Consider the following 19,058-nt stretch of genomic DNA (forward strand, 5'->3'; position numbering starts at 1 on the left):
CCGTCTGTGATGTTAAAAATAATTCTCTTTGGTTATTCTCGTGGTTTTATCACTAGTCGCCGCATTGCTAATGCGTGGGATTTAACGGGGACACTCGCTTATAAAGCATGAGTTGAAATGCCTGTGTTGTTTTTTGTGTTTTAGTTTGGTGTTATTATCTATACAAGAGAATGAACAGTGATTAACTTTAGTTTGTCATTTTTAGTTGCAAAAGACGTAATAAAATTGCCAAACTAGTCATACATTATTCAGGTGTTAGTAGTATTAGTTCTATATGGGATATGTATTATGGATAGAAATCAAAAAAATAAAATTAAAGATCCAAGTCTGTTTGAGCAAGTGTTACCGACTGAAATGGGGTTAATGAAATCATTAGGTGAATCTAAAACGTTAATTATAATGTTGGTGGTATTTTTAACTTTATTTGGCGGGTTAGGTTTGTTTTTATTAAAAATGTCGACATGAGGTTAGTGGTATAAACTGCATACAAGTCATTTCAAAGGACAAAATACAGTTTTTTTGCTACTGCTTCACGATTTTAGCCAATCGTTATTTTCCGCTTAGCAAGTGTCACTAACACCAAATTTACTATCTAGAGCTAGCCAAATACAACTCAAAAAACATTTATTCATCCTCAGCTCACATTCCTGTATAATCCCACGCATTAAAAAACTGCCTAATCGTTTATTCCAAGTAAAGCCTGAATTTGCACTAAAGACAGTTAAACCACCATTTATGACGCTGTAATACCTTATTAAACGATAAGTTAATGCATCGACAACGCTATACAGTTCAAGTTGAGAGAGCACATGACCGTAGAACAATTCGACCCAAGCACAAGTAACTCAAATAAAAGCCAAACAACCACGTTAGATATTCCATCTAAAATGATTGAAGAGCAAGTTAACCATCAACAAACGAACCAGCAGTCCACTAAAGCCGCAACAGTTGGTTTTGTTAGCTTAGGTTGTCCTAAAAACTTAGTTGATAGTGAGCGTATTCTTACTCAATTGCGTACTGAAGGTTACGATGTAACTAATAGTTATAACGATGCGGAATTAGTGATTGTGAATACTTGTGGTTTTATTGATTCAGCAGTACAAGAGTCTTTAGATACTATCGGTGAAGCGCTAGCGGCTAATGGTAAAGTGTTAGTTACCGGTTGTTTAGGTGTTAAGAAAGACGAAATCATAGAACTTCATCCTAATGTGCTTGGTGTTACGGGGCCGCATGCCTACGATGAAGTATTAACACAAGTACATAAACATGTTGCGAAACCGGTGCATAATCCGTTTATCGATTTAGTTCCGCCACAGGGTGTTAAATTAACGCCGAAACATTACGCTTATTTAAAAATATCAGAAGGCTGTAATCACCGTTGTACGTTCTGTATTATTCCATCAATGCGAGGTGATTTAGACTCTCGTCCAGTAGGTGATGTGTTAGGTGAAGCAAAACGCTTGGTTGACTCTGGTGTTAAGGAATTATTAGTTATTTCACAAGATACTTCTGCTTACGGTGTTGATGTTAAACACAAAACAGATTTCTGGGAAGGTATGCCAGTTAAAACACACATGCAGCAGTTGTGTGAAGAGCTAGCAAAGCAGGGTGTTTGGATCCGTCTACATTATGTTTATCCTTATCCACATGTTGATAAAATTATTCCGTTAATGGCTGAAGGTAAAATTCTGCCTTATTTAGATATTCCGTTCCAACATGCCAACAAGCGCATTCTTAAACTAATGAAACGTCCTGGTAGCTCAGACCGCGTATTAGAGCGTATTGCTAAGTGGCGCGAGATTTGTCCTGAGTTAGTGATTCGTTCTACTTTTATTGTTGGTTTCCCGGGTGAAACTGAAGAAGAATTTGAAGAGCTACTTAACTTTTTAGAAGAAGCACAATTAGATCGTGTAGGTTGTTTTAAATACTCACCAGTTGAAGGCGCAACCGCTAATGCGTTACCTGATCATGTATCAGATGAAGTAATGGAAGATCGCTTACAGCGTTTTATGGCTGTGCAAGCGCGAATAAGTGCTGAAAAATTACAAGCACGTATTGGTCAAGAGTATTTAATCTTAGTTGATGAAATTAATGATCTTGGTATTGTTGGCCGTTCATACATGGATGCACCCGAGGTTGATGGTAAGGTTTATTTGTCTGATGATTACGATGCTAAGCCAGGTGATCAAATTTGGGTGCAAATTATCCATGCTGATGAGCATGATGCTTGGGGCGTTCGCGTAGAAGATGAAGAAGGTTAATGCCTTAGGTTAGCGCCTTAGATTAATTTGACCTTGTAACGATATCGCTATAATTACATACTTTGAACCAAGAATTTCTTTAAAGTATGTAATTAATGTTAGAAGTGACATTAGATAAAAACGAGTGTTTACTAATTTATTGAATGTTTGTTAATAGCATGGTTGAAGCGCACTTTGCGTTCACGTCTGCGAATAGACTCTTGGCCTAATATATCTTGAGTATTTACATCACTTAAGGAAGTATCACTTTCTCTAGTGAGATCGCCATCGGCTATTAATGATAAGTAGCGCGAAGCACAAACTCTTAAGAAAGAAGTAAAGTTGCTAATGTCATAATCAGCATCAAGAGACTCATGATACAACTTAGTAATCATTTGATTTACCGTCATTTGATCACGAAACGATAACTCTTCTAATATTTCCCAAAAAAAGGTCTCTAAACGAATTGATGTAACAACTCCGTCTATACGAAGTGATTTAGTTTTATAGGCCCATAATTGATTATCGGCATTAATGAAAAGTTGACACATGGTGACTCTCTAAATATTAATTATGCCCACGCCACTTATAAGCTTCAAGTGGCGTGGGCATATATAGTTATGTTAAAGCAAGGCAACAAATTGCTTTAACATAGCTGGATGAGCAGGCCATGCAGGAGCTGTTACCAGCTTACCGTCAGTAATTGCTCCATCCATCGGTAACTCTATATATTCTGCACCAGCCATTTTAATTTCTGGTTGACAAGCTGGGTAAGCAGATACTTTTTTGCCTGTAAGCACACCAGCAGCAGTGAGTAACTGAGGCCCATGACAAATTGATGCGACCGGTTTATCGCTAGTGAAAAAATACTGAATTATTTCCAGAACTTTTGCATTTAAGCGTAGATACTCAGGGGCTCTGCCACCTGGTAGGTATAACGCATCGTAATCTTCGACAGTAATATCGGCAAAAGAGGCATTAAGCTCAAAGTTATGACCACGTTTTTCTGTGTAAGTTTGGTCACCTTCAAAATCATGTATTGAAGTAGCAATCATATCTCCAGATTTTTTATCAGGGCATACGGCATCTACTTCATGCCCCATTGCTAATAAAGCTTGAAAGGGGACCATGTTCTCATAGTCTTCAACAAAATCTCCCGTGATCATAAGTACTTTAGCCATTTGTAAATCCTTAATATAGTTATAATAGAATAACATTCGTTAAATGAGTTAAGGTTCCTCTAATGAATGCATGTTGCAACATTCATTAAATCATCATAACTAAAACACAGGTAATATAGGAATACTACATTTGTATTTTTTATTAATGAACGGGCTATAAATAGCATGTATCATTTTAAAGAGTTAGGAAAAATTGAAATACCTACTTGAATAAAAATAGTTCATGCCAAAGACCATGAAAAGGATTTAAACAGAGAGAATTTTTTACGTTTAAATTAGGGATAAAATAGAACAATAATGTTTTAAATGGGCTTAGCTCTTTATGTTAAGCCTGACAGTAACGTATAATATGACAAAATCAACGTCTTTAAAGAGAGTAATATGTCATCAGCAAGTGCAGTTCATATATTGGTAAAATCGGAAAAACTTGCAAGAGAGATTATAAAGCTTCTTGCTAAAGGGGAACCTTTTGCCAAATTAGCAAAAAAACACTCAATATGTACCTCTGGCAAAAAAGGAGGCGATTTAGGTGAGTTTAAAAGAGGACAAATGGTTAAAGGCTTTGATGAAGTTGTTTTTAAAAGACCAATACTGAAAGTTCATGGGCCAGTAAAAACAAGATTTGGATATCATATTATTAAAACGCTTTACCGAACTTAGCTGAAATTAGCCTAACCTAGCGATTGGTATATCAGTATTCTGCTTCACGGGTGTTTTATATAAAAACATTGAATACGAAGCAGGTAAACCTAAAAACCCGACTATAAATCGGGTTTTTTTGTGGCTAATGGTTTATTAGGTTATGTATTTGCGGGTAATGCTTGTTGCGGTTAGTAAAAGCGATGTCGATTTTTTTAAATAAGCGTTAAATTAATGGACTTGGCATTGAACTAAAATAGCGTATCAATCGTATAAGTAGTAATACATTATTAAAACTAATTCAAAGATAAGTTTAAAGACGAATTCAGGTTTATTAGGACGTTTTATGAAAGCATTATTACTCGTGGCTCATGGCAGCCGAAGAAAACAATCTAATGAAGAAGTTGCTATATTAGCTGAAAAATTAAAAAGCCAATGTTCAGCGCAATACACTATTATTCATGCCGCTTTTTTAGAATTGTCAGCACCTTTAATACCTGATGGTATAAAGGTATGTGTTGATGATGGCGCAACATCAATTATTGTACTGCCTTATTTTTTAAATTCTGGGCGTCATGTTATTGAAGATATTCCAAGTATGATTAATGAAACAAGGGCGTTATACCCAGATATTGAAATAAATGTTGCGCCGCATATAGGGGCTTCACCACTTATTATGGATTTGTTAATTGCCTCTGCAAATACTACTGTAACTAACATGGCTTAATTAAAATAACATATACATACGTTATCTATGCATATGTTACTTTAACTAATACTTATTTTTATCTAGCGTTAATGAGTCATGCAAGTAATGTTAAAGTCTCATTATCGTTAATTTATTATTTTCAAATCATACTGAGTAAACAAATGAAATATCAAGGAAATTCCAGCTTCACCCATAAACAACAAGATAAGATTGGAATACTGATTACTAATTTAGGCACACCTGACGCGCCTAAAAAAACTGAGTTAAAAAGATATTTACGAGAATTCTTGTCAGATCCACGTGTTGTTGAGACTCCGCGCTTGCTGTGGTGGATGATCCTTAACTTGGTTATTTTAAATATTCGTCCAAAACGTTCTGCTAAAGCGTATAGTACTGTTTGGACAGAGCGTGGCTCACCGTTATTATTTCATACTCAAGATCAAAGTGATGGGTTGAATAAAGTACTAAAGCAAAAATATGGCGAGAATATAGTTGTTGAATTTGCCATGCGTTATGGCTCACCTTCCATCGATTCAGTGATTGATAACATGCTAAATCAAGGCGTACGTAAATTATTAGTGTTACCGCTTTATCCGCAATATTGTGCTTCTACCACAGCATCTACTTTTGATGCCGTAGCAGCAAGTTTAGCTAAAAAACGTTTAATACCAGAATTACGCTTTATTAACCATTATCATGATTTTCCTGGGTATATTGAAGCTGTAGCAGACAAAATTCGTCAACATTGGGAAAGTAATGGCCGGGCAGACAAGTTGATTTTCACTTACCACGGCATTCCAAAACGTTATCTGCTTAATGGTGACCCGTATCATTGTGAGTGTTATAAAACGTCTCGATTACTCGCAGAAAACTTAGGCTTGAATGAAGATGAGTACCTAGTTAGTTTTCAATCACGCTTTGGCCGTGAAGAATGGTTGCAACCCTACACAGACAAAACATTGATAGAGTTAGCGCAACAAGGCGTTAAATCAGTGCAATTAGTTTGCCCAGGTTTTTCAGCAGACTGTTTAGAAACCATTGAAGAAATCGGTATCGAAAATCGTGACTACTTTATGGACGCAGGTGGTGAAAGGTACGAGTATATTCCTGCACTAAATGCAGAATCAACGCATATTGATATGATGGCGAAACTAGTAGAGCAACATTTACAAGGTTGGTCTGTTAATAGTGACACAGCTCAACGTTTTGAATTAGCGACAACGTTAGGTGCGAAGGACTAATTTTAACCAGCTAAATTGTAATAACACCAAACGTATGGGCACAAGTATATGAACGCTGAGCATATAAAGACAAAGTATATAAAGACAAAGCACATAAATAAGATTAATCCCAAAGCACTGATACACAGTAAGTGGACTAAGGTTGAGGTGACAAAAAAAGAAAAGCATTTTGTTATCACTGTAGTTAAGTTTGATGAACAGCAAAACGTGATCGAATGCGTGATAGAAGCCGTGATGACCAAGAATGAATATAGTATTGACTGGCGTGAGCTAAAATTGCGTGATAAGTGGCTTATGGGGTGGAAATAGTTTGTTTAGCATCAATTTACTGACATCACTGTTTAAAATAATTTCAGGATGGGATACTTTTTAAAGCACTAAAGCACTAAAGCACTAAAGCACTAAAGCACTAAAGCAGTTGCGTTTATACTACTTTAGTGCTTTTTATTATGATTCTTTAACGTTTTTGCGTTACAAGTACCCGTACTGCAATCAATGGTTTTCATATTAAATGTTTTAGCTAAAAATGATGAAATTTGATGTCTATATTTAGCTAAGCCTAAATAGACCCAATGACTCACTGTTTTAATCACTGGCCAATTAAGTGGCGCAACCCAAAAACCTTTTCCAACCAGAGTCCATGCCCTGTGGGTAACTTCTAATCCTAATAAAACTTGCCCGTTATAATGTCCGTGGAGTATTTTCATTGCATCAGAAAATTGTACATTAGGGTATAGAGCTTCAAAGTCTGGTTGATGTATATCAACTAAGGTAATTAAATTATCGGTATCAAAATTTTTAAGATGACTCATTTCTGCGGCGCATAAGGGGCAGTTACCATCATAAAAAATGTTAAGCATGTTTATCTCCAAACAAGGTCATTAAATAGCTAAATTAATATTATTTAAATCAAATACTAAGTGCAGTTATGTATCTCGTATATAAATCGAAAATAACGATCAGGTAATGCAATCTATTGCTAATATTTCATAACCCAACTCTATATTTATTGTTTAATTAATCTATCACCGTCGATAGAAAGCTCTTCTGGTAACTTGTCTTTTTTTGCATAACTTAATCGAGATAACCGCTCAGTTACGTGGTAGCTATCTAACCCGGAAATATTAACCGTTTCTAACGATTCAATATCAATGTAACCGTCTTTTCGAATCGCGTGAGGCTCACAAATAATATTTGTTACTTTACCTATGACTAATTGGGTGTTGTTTGCAGCAACCGGTATTATTTCTTCAAGTGTTAACGCATACTTTAACAGGCTTTCTTTAACAAAAGGGGCGTTAACTTCATCAATAAACATAGGTGTTAGCCCTGTGTGTTTAAACTCGCATTGATCTGCATCGTAACGTGCTGATGTTTGATGAGCTGAACGCCAAATATTTTTATTTACTTGATTAATTGTATATTGCTTGGTTTGCAGGATGTTTTCTAAAGTATGTCGGGTAACTGTGTGTGGTCTGGTAATAAAACCGATGAGTGCAGGGGAGGCACCAAGATGAACAACAGAGCTAAACATTGCTAAGTTAGTTTGGCCTTGTTTATTGACGGTGCCAATAAGGTTAGCACTTTTAAAACCAGATAAACTGTTTATCAGTTTAGCTCTATAGCTGTCTGCCATATTCACTAATTCGAGGTAATTTAAATGTCGCAATTTATTTTATACTCAACGTTTAGTTTCATAATAAAGCCTATACGTACGAAAGCTAATTTAAGATCAAATAAATAGTGATAATTACTTATATTATTGAAGAACAATATAAGTAATTATAAACGTTAGTATTAATTGCTTTATTACTTTGTATTATGAGTGCTTTTTATTTTTCATCTGTGGATACTATCTGTTTTTGTATAACCCTATTTGTATACAAACGCATGATTACTTCGAACATAAACGCGATAAAGAAAATTGAAAGAATATAATAAACAATATTCGGCATTGATTGAGATGAATAGGCAATTGCAAAAAGTGCGGCACCAAAAGACCCAACAACGGCAGCGATAACGCAGAATATTTTGGCGTTAGTTTCTTTGATTTTAAATAAATGACCTGTATGCGTAAATCCTTGTATCAGTAATACCGAGATAGCCGCTATGCTGGCAATTTGACTTAAGTCGAACAATAAAATCATTGGGACTATAAGTAATGCAGAAATTAACAACCCTTCTGTGTTATTAAAAATATGGTATTCATATACTTCAGGTAAGTTACCTTCTTTTGCTAACGTGTAGCCAATTTGCGTTACCGCATACAGGGTAGCATTAATCGCTGATGCGGTAGCAAGTAACGCTGTGATGGCTATAATTTTGAATCCCCATTCACCTAGTGCAGGGCGAACCGCTTCAGCTAAAGCATAATCTTTATCTTCAATAATAGTTGCTAAAGAAAGGTTACCAAAAACGGCGAGAGCAACGGCTATATACAAAACAGTAACAAGAGCAATGGCAATAATCATCGCCTTAAGCATCGTTTTTTCAGGGCTCTCCATATCTTCAACGCTGTTAGTAATAACGCTAAATCCTTGGAAGGCAAAAAATGTTAATCCTAAGGCATAAAAAACATGTAAAGTCGCTGGCGCATTGGCTAATGTTAGGCGCGCAGGTTGAATATAAAATAATGCTATTACAGTAAAAATAATTAACGCGAATAGTTTAATAACCACAATTATATTTTCAGCTTTAGCGACAATTGAGGCGCCAATAAAGTTAATAATGACAAAAAAAGATAGTATAGAAACAGCGAATATATTGAGGATTAAGTTACTATCACTATTTGGAAAGTAAGTAGCAGCATAAGTGCCAAACGACTTACACACTGCTGCTATGGCGACTAATTGAGCAAAGTAAAATAGTACACCAAGCGCGCCCGAAAATACGCCTTCGCCGTAACCATGTATAAGATATTCTACAATACCTCCTCGGCTTGGGTAACGAACAGCAAGTTTACTTAATGAGTAACCACAAAATAATGCGATAACTGCGGCAATAGCAAAAGAGAAAGTAACTAGATTTCCGGCAATTACACCGGCTTCTCCAATAACAATAAAAATTCCCGCACCAACCATGGAGCCTATACCTAAAAATACCGCACTCCATAAACCAAATGCTTTTTTTTCTATGATCGATTCTGTTTTTAAATTCATCGTAACTGCTTTTTTATGTAGTATTTATTAATAAAGGAACTTTATTACAAAGAATATTTGTTATCTCTATGAAATAAAGTAACTATTGTATGGTTATTATCTACCTAATTTGCATAATGTCATTACTTTTTGAACTGTTTTTTAGAGAATTCTTTAGTAAGATTTAACGGTGAATAATTGAAGAAACTCTGACATTTAGCGATGCTACTTATTATTACTTAGTCATTACTAAATGCTTGTTAAATAATGCAGTAAATAACATTTACTTTGGCCAATAATATGACAAAGCAGTTATTGCTACCCCTAGTTTTATTGCTTTATTGTTTAATATTTAAATAAGTAAAATAAGCGTTGAAGGTGTTATTAACAACGTATTAAACTCAGGTTTTCAAGAAAGCTAAACATTAGGAATACTATTGAAAATATTCATTATTATTGTTTTGATGAGTATCATTGGCTGCACTTCGCAACCAAGCCATGATTATCAACAAAAAAGCAGGTTAGAGAACACAACAAAGAATAGTCATCCACACAACGTAAAAAAAACCGTTCCCATTGGCACTTGGGAAGGAATTAGCCGTTCAGGAGCAGAATTTAAAGTATTGAAAATTATGTCTAACAACCAGCATAGTTTAATTTCATATAATATTGCATCAGGTATGCAAATTAAAAAAAGTGTTTCATTCACAAATGAAGATATAGAATTTGATGAGTTTAACTGTCACATTTATACTCACACAGCAGATGAGAAGCTGCCATTAAAAATTATTCTTACAAAATTTTTAGATCAGGACTATCTAGTGACAGAAGCCGTTAAGCTAGGATCAGGAGAAATATACAGCTTAAACTACGGACTAAAAATAATTAATGTTGAAACAACACCTGAGCGATTTATTGCGCAAGAAACAGAAAAGTTAACCACGATAAGCTCAACACATAAAAATGAACGGTTTGGCTACTGGAGTGGAATACTCGAAATTTCAAATGAAGATCAATTAAAGTTTGCTACATTGGACTATCAACCTGGGCAACTAGCAACTTTTACGGTTTATACGCCTGGGCTACCATACCCAGCAAGAATGAATTTTAACCCCGATTGGTTACAGCAAAATGATGGTGAATTAAGCACTAAACTGCAAGGGGCTATTTTTGCTAGCGAAATAACCTTAAGATATCCTCTAAATGATTTGATTCAAGGCGACTTTGAACAGCGATTTGAACGTTATCCGGAACGGCTTATTAGTAATGGAAACTTCACTCTTTCGCGTGTTAAGCCATTAGAAGATTATAAACTATCAAAGTCGTTAACTAATCTGCTGAAAGCATTAGAATTACACTAAATAGATGAATGATAGCTTTGGAGCTTCAGCGGGCAGTGGAAGTTTAGTCTGACATTATTGTTTAGCTACAAGACTAAGGCCAAATCGCTTATTTCAAATACTCTGACCCCATTGATTATAATAATCGTAATAAAGTGATGATATCGAGCTGTGCTGAATTATTCAATATTTGCCTTAATGGATTTGCTTCAATCTCATACCAATCTCATTAGCTATGTGATCATTTCTACTTGCTAAAATCACCAACTACATCGTTATTTATTTAATAATTAGAACAACTAGTTATTTAAATAAATGCCTTGTATTTGGCAATTTTTTCTACGTATAAAATAGTTCACTTAATTAATGAAACTTGTATCAGTTTTTTACTGTTTAGCTCAGCTTTTTTGAGAAAATAAATAGTTAAACGTCGTCCCTATATTCGTTAAGTTTACTCGCATCAAACTACCTTTATTCAGATTAAAGTACTAATGAAATCACTCAAAATTCATACTAAAATCACAAAAAATCGCAATTGCTAACACTTAAGTTACATGATATTAATGTACTTGTTGTGAATTTTAAACAACAATATTAATAACATATCAACAAGGATTTAAGGATGAAACAATCAACTGTATTTACACCTAATATTATTGCGGGTGCAACACTCGCATTATCAGCTGGCTTTACAACAATTTCATATGCTGCAGATGAAGTAAAGAATGTAGAACGTATTGAAGTAACAGGCTCACGTATCAAGCGATCAGATATAGAAGGCCCCTCTCCGGTGCAATCTATAGGTCGAGCTGATATTGAAAATATGGGTTACGACAATTTACAGCAACTTCTTGAAAGAATGCCTGTAGCAGGTAGCGGTACATTTTCAACTCGTGGGAATAATCAAGATTCAACTGCTAACGGCTCAGCTGCGGTAAGCTTACGAGGCCTAGGGGCCGATGCAACACTGGTGCTGATCAATGGTCGCCGTGTATCAATTAGTGCTTTTGCTGAGGGTATCACTAACTCATTTGTAGATATTAACAGTATTCCTGTTTCTGCTATTGAGCGTATCGATATACTAAAAGATGGCGCTTCAGCTATCTATGGCTCAGATGCAGTAGCGGGTGTAGTTAACGTTATCTTAAAGAAAGATATTGATGGTGTTGATATTAATCTAGGCTATGGCGGTACAGATGGTCCAAATTATGAAGAAACAACAGCAAGTCTAGTTTGGGGGACTGCAAACGAAAAAAGTAGCGCGTCAGTTATTGTCGATTACTTTAAAAACACATCTCTTTCTTCTGATGAAATGGGGCGTTTAGGCACTGCAAATCAAGCTCCATATGGTGGTGAAGATTTCCGTTCATCTCGTGGTTTCCCCGGGTATTTTTATGTAGACGGTGTTAAAACGATTGATCCGGCTTGTCCTGCTGAAAATGCAACTTCAAGCGGTAGTTGTTTATTTGATTACGGCCCATATGGTTATATTACACCTGCATCTGAGCGTGTAGGTGCTATTTCTCAATTTGAATATAACTTTGATAATGGCATTACTGGCTTTTTAGAAATGGCAGTACAGCACAATACGTCTGTTGCGGCTGGAGCCCCTACACCACTAGATGAAGATGCAGGCTTAACTGTTCCAGCTAGCCACCCTAATAATCCATTTGGTGAAGACATTCAAATTGGTCGTTACCGTACAGTTGATGCAGGCGCACGCCAATGGGATATTGAGTCAGACACCTTACGTTTTGTTGCAGGATTAAAAGGCGAAATCAATGATTGGAGTTGGGAAACAGCGGTGCAAAAAGGTCGTAGTAAATCGCTGCAAACTGGCGATAGAACCCAAGGTTGGGTTCGCACTGACTTTTTACAACAAGAAATTGATGCTGGAAATTACAACCCGTTTGGCGGCACTTATAACGATGCGGCAGTTATCGATAGAATAACAACCAGTTTAGTACGACGCGGCGAATCACACATGACATCATTTGATGCAAATATTACCGGTGAAGCATTTAGTTTTGGTGATGATGTGATTATGATGGCGGCAGGTATCGAATATCGAGAAGAAGATGTAAACGATATTCCAGATGATCAATTTCAACGAGGCTTAATTTTTGGTACTGAATCTGTATCGGCTTCAGCAAGTCGTGAACAATACGCAGCATATGTTGAATTTTCAATCCCGCTTGCTGAAAACCTCGAACTGCAATTAGCAGGTCGTTACGATGATTATAGCGACTTTGGTACAACAACAAATCCCAAAGTGGCTCTGCGTTGGGCACCAACTGACGAAATAACTGTTCGTGGTTCTTGGGCGCAAGGTTTTAGAGCACCTTCGTTAGCGCAAATAGGCTTAGGTCCATCACAAAAGAGTCAATTTTTTGTTGATTCAGAACGCTGTGAACAAACAGGATTAGATTGCCAAGCACTTGATTACAATATTGAGTTCTCTGGTAACCCTGATTTACAAGCAGAAGAGTCAGAATCATGGAACGTGGGTGTTATTTGGGCTCCGATAGCTGAATTTGGTTTAAGTGTTGATGTATGGAGTATTACTCAAGATAACAAAATCGATGAAGAAGAGTTCGGCCCTATTTATGCTGCAGAATGTAGTAATCAAAATAGTACTGTGTGCGTTCGTTTAGACCCTACTGGTGGTGCAAGCTTAGGTACAATACAAAAAATACACAGCACATTTAAAAACTTATCATCGCAAGAAGTATCTGGTGTTGATATTTCAGCAAACTATAGTCACTCTCTTGATGACTTAGGTTTACTTAAATTTAATCTAGAGTGGGCATATCAAAATAAGTTTGAAAAAGATGGCCGTGATTACACAGGGGAATATGGTTACCCAGAGCATCGCTTTATTTTTTCAACTAACTGGGAAATTGGCGAGTTTAACACCAATGTAAATATCAGTTATGTAGGCGAATTTGAAGATACTCCTGATATTGACTTTGATGGCAATTTAGATTTTGATAGCAATACATCACGTATGATTGACTCACAAATACTAGTTGATTTACAAACGTCTTACCGAGTTACTGAATCTATTAAATTATCGTTAGGTGTTAATAACTTATTTGATGAAGAGCCACCATTTGCAATTGGTGATGGCGATGGTGATTTATACGGTTATGCATCAGCTGTACATAATCCTCGTGGTCGTTATTTGTATACTAAAGTAAGATTTTCTTTCTAAATAAAAGACATAAAAAACCGCCAGTTGGCGGTTTTTTTATTTAAAATTAAGGACTAAATTATAGCTCGCCTTCGTTTTTAGTTAAGAACTTAGCAACGTTTCAGAGCTTGCAATTAACCAATTAACAAGGACATATATTGACGCTCTCCATAAATCAAGTCGAACTTAAGTACTTTCACTTTATTGTTTTGCTCTGATATATTCTATAAGCGAGTGTGCTAGTTAACTTGTGCTTCGCTATTTTGGCCAACAATTTTAGCCTTTATTTGAGACGTTAGGTTTATTCAAGGTAATCAAGTGTATCGAACCTTTTTAATATGTAGCCTTCTCATTTGTGCCTACTTTTCTATAGGAGCATATTTGCTGTACGAGCAGATGCCACGCTATTTATTTCCAAATATTATTTTAACTTCTACAACAGAAGAGCTACACACATTGAAGTTTTACGATTCATTCAACAATGAATTACTTGTTCGTGAGTACGGGCAATCTGAAGATCAATGTATTGTATTTTTTCCTGGACGTCACGGAGGGATAAAAAAATACGAAGAAACACTTTTTAGAGCTTTCCAAAATAATAACTTCAAGGTGTTCTCTATTTCGTATTCGGGACAAGATGGAGCTATAGGTCGAGTAGATAATATTGCATCTTTAATAAGGTTAATTACTGATGCAATGACAACTATTTCGTTAAATTGTCCTCCCGAAAAAACAATTGTTTATGGCCGCTCTTTAGGAGCAACTGTTGCAGCACACTCTATAGAAGAAAATAAAGTATCAGGACTCATTATAGAAGCTGTTGCTCCGTCATTATCGGTTGCAGTTAATAACTACTTAAATTCAAAGTGGTATTTAAGCCCACTGAGAATTTTGCCAATAGAGCACTTGCTTTCAAAAGACTATGACTTAAGCGAACCTCTTTCTTTATTAAAAGCAATTCCTGTTAGTATTTTTCAAGGTACTAAGGACTCACAAACACCTTTAAGTCAATTACAACAAAATTGGAGTTATGGTGGCAATGTCTCGCTACATATAGTTAATAACGGTGGTCATTCAAATACATATATACAAGCAACAAACGAAATTGTTAAAGTAGCAAACAGTATGTTGGTGCACCCATAAATCTAATAAGGCACTCAAAAAGACAAAAAACAGTTATTTTGCTGTTTCGTTGCTTATTTTAGCAAACATTTTTGCCTATTATTTTAAGTGTTTGTTGTTCATGGAGAGTTGATGAGTTCTACGATTAAGAAAGTCCTATTTAATTTTGGTGGCTATTCCTTTTGGATATTATTAGTTCTTTGGGCTGTTTTTTCATTTTTTCTCAAAGGTTGTGAATCTACTTGCTATCATGAAGTAGTAAAATCTGTAACTTCTCCTGACGGAAAACAAGTAGCTGAAATATCGATTGGCGATTGTGGCGGAGCCACAACAGATTTCTTTGGTGGTGTTGATGTAAAAAGCGATAACCCCGAATTAACCGCAGAAAATCTATTTACCTTTGATGGTCGTCCCGAAGAAACGGGACTTGAAGTACGCTGGGTTAGTAATACAGAATTAATTATTAGTATTTCTGATCTTTATAAAGCTCGCTACATTAACCCCAATGGTAGGAAAAGCGCCGGTTTAAAAGTAAAATATGAGTATCGTAAATAGTACAGTGAGTTTCTAGCTATAGTCCCAGACATTACCAAGGTTGATGTGTGCATTTGTTAGAATAATTTAGCGATTATTTGCTCCGGTATAAATAATTTAATCCGCCGCTGATATTTAGCCATAATAAATACCACCCCGAAAACAATACCAATAATACATAGAGCCAATGCATGCCATAGCCGCTGTGCAATGGATATGATTGATTTATTAATCGGTATTGCCATGGTAGGGTGTCTGAACGCTGCGACATTATCATTTTATTTTGTTGTGGATATACATTAACAGAGGTACGGCCATTAGGGTGCCATTCGTTATTTAGCTGAAATCTGAATCGATAAAAACTATATTTATTGACTTTATCTAAGTCAGGTATTTGTAAAAATGTCGGCCAACCATCAGGTACCTGTATCAATGCTAAAGCTAACGCCTTGCTTGGTGTATTAGGGTTCGTGTTAGCAGATATTTCAATACTTGGTAGTACTTGTAATGGAGGCAATATAGGACTAATTTGTTTTTGCCACATCATTACAGCCCCAGTAAATACAATGATAAATAACGTTGGAGTAAAAACTATCCCACTGTGTCGATGAAATTGCAGTAAGGTCGCTGCTTTACGGCCTGTCCATGGAGTAACTTTAACAAAGCGCCAGCGAAACCCTTTACGGCCAGGCCACCAGAGATATATTCCTGATAAGGTTAAGACTACAGCAATAATGGAACTGAAAAATAGTAGCCACTTACCAATACCTCCTGTTAGTAATTCAACATGTATTTTATGAAAAAAATGTAAAGTGTCCATCAACCACAAATTATTGTTGAAAGGGGCTAATGTCTCAATATTAAGTAAAGTATGATGATCATTAATTTCGGTTATAGTCCAATAAGGTTGATCAATATTTGGCGCTTTAATACGTTTGATAGCATATTTTTGGGCTATGCTTACTACTTGATCAAATTGCTTCACAATCATTCCAACTTGATAATCTTTGGGCAACTCTCCCTGCTGGCTAACAAATAGCTCTATTAGTTTGTTTTTATATGTTAATCCGATGCCAGTAACTGCTGATAGTATTAAGGGGAGCATGGCTATGATTCCTAACCATCTATGCCAGAATTTAAGTTTTAAACCAGTTGCTAGTTTCATGATTTCTCTAAAATAAAGGAATTAAGGCTCCAATTAAGAAGCCTTGTTTATACAAATAATATATTAACGATTTTAGTGATTAAAAGCTTATTTGATATGCTGCCGAAAATGAACGTCCGATCCCTTTAAAATTACGTAAATCATTAGGGTTAGATTGAGAATAGTAAGAGTAATAATCTGTATTCGTTAAGTTTTGAATAGCGAGTGTTACTTGTCCCGAAAATACAGCAATATTCGCACTGAAATCAACGGTAGTGTAACCGTCAAATTCATTCACAATGTCATTATCACTATTTCGTTGTTTTCGATCTAATAAATGGTTCACTTGCAAACGTGTTGTCAAAATATCATTCCAGTCGCTATCCCAACTAATATTAATACGATCAGGCGAAATATCTGAGCCCCCTAGGTCGCTGTCTACACTACCATTTTCATCAGAATCATAACGACCATCAGAGTTTGCATAACGTAAGCCTAAACTATCTGTTAATGAAAATGCCCAATCGGCACTAAACTCAAAACCATCTACTTCTGTCATCTCTCGTTTAACAGAGTAAATACCATCTTCATCAGGCTCTAAACGTTGACCAAAATCGCTTTCTGAAGTGTAATAAGTTAATTGCGCTTGTATGTCATTACCTCTATATTCAAGACCTAGTTCTGTATTCTCAGTAAGAATAGGCTTTAAATCTAAAAAGAACTCGACACTTTGGTTAGGTATATTAATGCCACGTAATACACGACCTACATCGGGCATTGAAAATGCTTCAGCATAATTAGCAAATACACGCCAGTTATCATTTAATTTGTAGGTACCTCCTAAATTGATTAACGTTTCAGAGAATTCTGGTGAACCGCCCTCAACAAATTGGCTGCCGTAAGAAGCTAAAGTAGTAAAGTCATCAACATCTAGTTTAGCTACCTCATGACGCACACCAGCAGTGATATTCAATGCTGTTATACCTGAGTATTCTACTTGAGCATACGGAGCATAATTAATGTATTGTGTCTCGGGTACCCAAGTTCGGCCTGTTTGCACTAATGCTTGCCATGTTTGATCTTGTAGTATGTCAAAACCATACACTAAACTTATTGGTAACTGCATTAGTTCATCATTGACAAAAGTAACTTTCATTCCCGTCTTTTCAGAATTATTTTGAGACTGATCAATTAAGTTTTCTCCATATTCAGCGTCTTGAAAAGTTGCAATTGGACTTACTTGAGCACCGTAAGTAGCAGCAAAGTCTTGATGAAAGACCTTAATAGATAAACTTTGACCTAAAAAGTCTTGTTTTGAATAATTGATACTTGCGGTTGTCGCTTTGTTTTTAGCTGGATCACCAATTATGTCACCTTTGACAGCCGTACTGGGTATATCAGCATCTACATCGCCAGCAACAGATACCCAACTATTATTACCTTTAATTTGATATTGATTAACCATCAATTCAACACGACTATCCTCCCATTCATAACCAGCCTTAATAAAACCATCAAAGGTAGAAGTATCCATAGTGTCACCTTGGGTATTATCTACGCCAACTATTTCACCATCTGCATCATAGGCCATGCCAGTATCACGTAATGTAAATGCCATTAATAAATCAGAATTTTTCCACCGATTGGCTAAACTATAACTTATCCCAAAGCTTGCACTTTCCCCTATATCTTCCGGTTGGAATTGAGTATCAATCTTTATCTTTTGCTCAAATTCTTTAGTGGGTTTACGGGTAATTAAATTAATAATACCACCAGCAGCACCTAATCCATGGATAGCATTAGCTCCGTGCAACACCTCAATTCTTTCTAATAAAAATGGATCTATAGTATGCCCATCTCGACCACCATCTCGTAATGGATTCGATTGTGGCACACCATCAATTAGATATAGAGGACTACGGCCTCGCATAGTTTCACCTGAACCGCTCATCTTTTGTCTGCTTGGAGAGAAGCTTGGGACTAAATTTCCTAATACCGTTGAAATATCATGCTGAATAGACAACTGCTGCTCTAACTCTTCAGTATCAATAACAGTTATAGTGTTTGGAATTTGGCTAAGTGGTTTCTCTACACGAGATGCGGTAATGACGACGACTTCATCAACATCTCTTGAAGTGGGTGATGTATCTTTGATGTCGTCGGCGAGTACATGGCTTGAGAAATTAAAGCAAGAAATAATGGCGCAGCTAACGAGTGATAATTGTAATTTCATAGGGTATCCATCAAAATTAAGTAGAATATTATAAAGAACTATTAGTTTGAAAATAAATAACGAAAGGAATATAAATAAAAATCGTTCTCATTACAATTTATTTATTTAAAAATAGAATATTATTAAATAAGTCACCTTATAAATAATCTCAGTAGATGAGTGATACTTGAGATAAGTTGTATGAGGGTTTTTTAATATAAAATTAATGATTTTACTAGACTCTAACTGGCCTCAGAAAATAAAAAGTTAATGTCAGCTTTTGTCTAGCAGTTATTGTAAGTCGCAGAGTTTTACAAAGACTACTTCGTCAGAGCAGGGCCTTTAAAAACGTAATAGTGAACGTCT

General features: G+C 35.9%; 17 protein-coding genes. 10 read left to right on the forward strand and 7 right to left on the reverse strand.

The genetic code is table 11. The features are described 5' to 3' along the window. Nucleotides 1-288 precede the first annotated feature (288 nt). Nucleotides 289-465, forward strand: coding sequence for a hypothetical protein (locus Q4496_RS16205; protein ID WP_303602873.1), 177 nt, complete (start codon nt 289-291; stop codon nt 463-465). Nucleotides 466-809: 344 nt separating this feature from the next. Beyond that, the gene (gene rimO, locus Q4496_RS16210) at nt 810-2,261 is read left to right on the forward strand and encodes a 30S ribosomal protein S12 methylthiotransferase RimO (protein ID WP_303610828.1); all 1,452 of its coding nucleotides are present in this window, start codon (nt 810-812) and stop codon (nt 2,259-2,261) included. A 131-nt stretch (nt 2,262-2,392) separates the two neighbouring features. Here rimO and Q4496_RS16215 read toward each other — a convergent pair whose 3' ends face one another. Next, a complete protein-coding gene (locus Q4496_RS16215; protein ID WP_215973408.1) occupies nt 2,393-2,791 on the reverse strand; it encodes a ribbon-helix-helix domain-containing protein in 399 nt (132 codons plus the stop codon). A gap of 72 nt (nt 2,792-2,863) precedes the next feature. Beyond that, a complete protein-coding gene (locus Q4496_RS16220; protein WP_215973407.1) occupies nt 2,864-3,421 on the reverse strand; it encodes a DJ-1/PfpI family protein in 558 nt (185 codons plus the stop codon). Between the two features lie 381 nt (nt 3,422-3,802). Here Q4496_RS16220 and ppiC point away from each other — a divergent pair, with 381 nt between their 5' ends. The 4 genes from ppiC to Q4496_RS16240 all read left to right on the forward strand — a co-directional run bounded on the left by ppiC (nt 3,803) and on the right by Q4496_RS16240 (nt 6,319). Continuing rightward, nucleotides 3,803-4,081 (forward strand): peptidylprolyl isomerase PpiC, encoded by a 279-nt coding sequence (ppiC, locus tag Q4496_RS16225; RefSeq protein ID WP_215973406.1) that lies wholly within the window; start codon nt 3,803-3,805, stop codon nt 4,079-4,081. A gap of 325 nt (nt 4,082-4,406) precedes the next feature. After that, the gene (locus Q4496_RS16230; RefSeq protein WP_303602876.1) at nt 4,407-4,787 is read left to right on the forward strand and encodes a sirohydrochlorin chelatase; all 381 of its coding nucleotides are present in this window, start codon (nt 4,407-4,409) and stop codon (nt 4,785-4,787) included. A 143-nt stretch (nt 4,788-4,930) separates the two neighbouring features. Beyond that, entirely contained in the window at nt 4,931-6,010 is a 1,080-nt protein-coding gene (hemH, locus tag Q4496_RS16235; RefSeq protein ID WP_303610829.1) for a ferrochelatase, read from the forward strand. A 93-nt stretch (nt 6,011-6,103) separates the two neighbouring features. Next, nucleotides 6,104-6,319 carry a TIGR02450 family Trp-rich protein gene (locus Q4496_RS16240; RefSeq protein ID WP_303610840.1) on the forward strand — a complete coding sequence of 72 codons (216 nt, stop codon included), beginning with the start codon at nt 6,104-6,106 and terminating at the stop codon, nt 6,317-6,319. Between the two features lie 125 nt (nt 6,320-6,444). Here Q4496_RS16240 and Q4496_RS16245 read toward each other — a convergent pair whose 3' ends face one another. The 3 genes from Q4496_RS16245 to Q4496_RS16255 all read right to left on the reverse strand — a co-directional run bounded on the left by Q4496_RS16245 (nt 6,445) and on the right by Q4496_RS16255 (nt 9,168). After that, nucleotides 6,445-6,870 (reverse strand): thiol-disulfide oxidoreductase DCC family protein, encoded by a 426-nt coding sequence (locus Q4496_RS16245; protein ID WP_303610830.1) that lies wholly within the window; start codon nt 6,868-6,870, stop codon nt 6,445-6,447. 146 nt (nt 6,871-7,016) lie between these two features. Then, a complete protein-coding gene (locus Q4496_RS16250; protein ID WP_303610831.1) occupies nt 7,017-7,646 on the reverse strand; it encodes a flavin reductase family protein in 630 nt (209 codons plus the stop codon). A 196-nt stretch (nt 7,647-7,842) separates the two neighbouring features. Continuing rightward, on the reverse strand, nt 7,843-9,168 hold the full coding sequence (locus Q4496_RS16255) for an APC family permease (RefSeq protein ID WP_303610832.1): 1,326 nt from the start codon (nt 9,166-9,168) through the stop codon (nt 7,843-7,845). A gap of 416 nt (nt 9,169-9,584) precedes the next feature. On the opposite strand from Q4496_RS16255, the gene Q4496_RS16260 reads away from it, so the two are divergent. The 4 genes from Q4496_RS16260 to Q4496_RS16275 all read left to right on the forward strand — a co-directional run bounded on the left by Q4496_RS16260 (nt 9,585) and on the right by Q4496_RS16275 (nt 15,357). Beyond that, nucleotides 9,585-10,508: a hypothetical protein gene (locus Q4496_RS16260; protein ID WP_303610833.1), complete on the forward strand. Its 924-nt coding sequence runs from the start codon at nt 9,585-9,587 to the stop codon at nt 10,506-10,508. A 601-nt stretch (nt 10,509-11,109) separates the two neighbouring features. Next, the gene (locus tag Q4496_RS16265; protein ID WP_303602890.1) at nt 11,110-13,701 is read left to right on the forward strand and encodes a TonB-dependent receptor; all 2,592 of its coding nucleotides are present in this window, start codon (nt 11,110-11,112) and stop codon (nt 13,699-13,701) included. Nucleotides 13,702-14,061: 360 nt separating this feature from the next. Next, a complete protein-coding gene (locus tag Q4496_RS16270) occupies nt 14,062-14,823 on the forward strand; it encodes an alpha/beta hydrolase (RefSeq protein WP_303602891.1) in 762 nt (253 codons plus the stop codon). A gap of 111 nt (nt 14,824-14,934) precedes the next feature. Beyond that, nucleotides 14,935-15,357, forward strand: coding sequence for a hypothetical protein (locus Q4496_RS16275; RefSeq protein WP_303602892.1), 423 nt, complete (start codon nt 14,935-14,937; stop codon nt 15,355-15,357). A gap of 73 nt (nt 15,358-15,430) precedes the next feature. Here the strand turns inward: Q4496_RS16275 and Q4496_RS16280 are convergent, their stop codons facing one another. After that, nucleotides 15,431-16,501, reverse strand: coding sequence for a PepSY domain-containing protein (locus Q4496_RS16280; protein WP_303610834.1), 1,071 nt, complete (start codon nt 16,499-16,501; stop codon nt 15,431-15,433). A gap of 79 nt (nt 16,502-16,580) precedes the next feature. Further along, nucleotides 16,581-18,713: a TonB-dependent receptor gene (locus Q4496_RS16285; RefSeq protein ID WP_303610835.1), complete on the reverse strand. Its 2,133-nt coding sequence runs from the start codon at nt 18,711-18,713 to the stop codon at nt 16,581-16,583. Nucleotides 18,714-19,058 lie beyond the last annotated feature (345 nt).

Origin of the sequence: Colwellia sp. 5_MG-2023, assembly GCF_030547795.1 — a bacterium.
In the GTDB taxonomy this organism is placed as follows: Bacteria; Pseudomonadota; Gammaproteobacteria; order Enterobacterales; family Alteromonadaceae; genus Colwellia.

Bases quoted from the DNA above. Each gene is read 5' to 3' on its own strand.
- Q4496_RS16205 (WP_303602873.1), top strand. From the start codon at position 289: ATGGATAGAAATCAAAAAAATAAAATTAAAGATCCAAGTCTGTTTGAG.
- rimO (WP_303610828.1), top strand. From the start codon at position 810: ATGACCGTAGAACAATTCGACCCAAGCACAAGTAACTCAAATAAAAGC.
- Q4496_RS16215 (WP_215973408.1), bottom strand. From the start codon at position 2,791: ATGTGTCAACTTTTCATTAATGCCGATAATCAATTATGGGCCTATAAA.
- Q4496_RS16220 (WP_215973407.1), bottom strand. From the start codon at position 3,421: ATGGCTAAAGTACTTATGATCACGGGAGATTTTGTTGAAGACTATGAG.
- ppiC (WP_215973406.1), top strand. From the start codon at position 3,803: ATGTCATCAGCAAGTGCAGTTCATATATTGGTAAAATCGGAAAAACTT.
- Q4496_RS16230 (WP_303602876.1), top strand. From the start codon at position 4,407: ATGAAAGCATTATTACTCGTGGCTCATGGCAGCCGAAGAAAACAATCT.
- hemH (WP_303610829.1), top strand. From the start codon at position 4,931: ATGAAATATCAAGGAAATTCCAGCTTCACCCATAAACAACAAGATAAG.
- Q4496_RS16245 (WP_303610830.1), bottom strand. From the start codon at position 6,870: ATGCTTAACATTTTTTATGATGGTAACTGCCCCTTATGCGCCGCAGAA.
- Q4496_RS16250 (WP_303610831.1), bottom strand. From the start codon at position 7,646: ATGGCAGACAGCTATAGAGCTAAACTGATAAACAGTTTATCTGGTTTT.
- Q4496_RS16255 (WP_303610832.1), bottom strand. From the start codon at position 9,168: ATGAATTTAAAAACAGAATCGATCATAGAAAAAAAAGCATTTGGTTTA.
- Q4496_RS16265 (WP_303602890.1), top strand. From the start codon at position 11,110: ATGAAACAATCAACTGTATTTACACCTAATATTATTGCGGGTGCAACA.
- Q4496_RS16275 (WP_303602892.1), top strand. From the start codon at position 14,935: ATGAGTTCTACGATTAAGAAAGTCCTATTTAATTTTGGTGGCTATTCC.
- Q4496_RS16280 (WP_303610834.1), bottom strand. From the start codon at position 16,501: ATGAAACTAGCAACTGGTTTAAAACTTAAATTCTGGCATAGATGGTTA.
- Q4496_RS16285 (WP_303610835.1), bottom strand. From the start codon at position 18,713: ATGAAATTACAATTATCACTCGTTAGCTGCGCCATTATTTCTTGCTTT.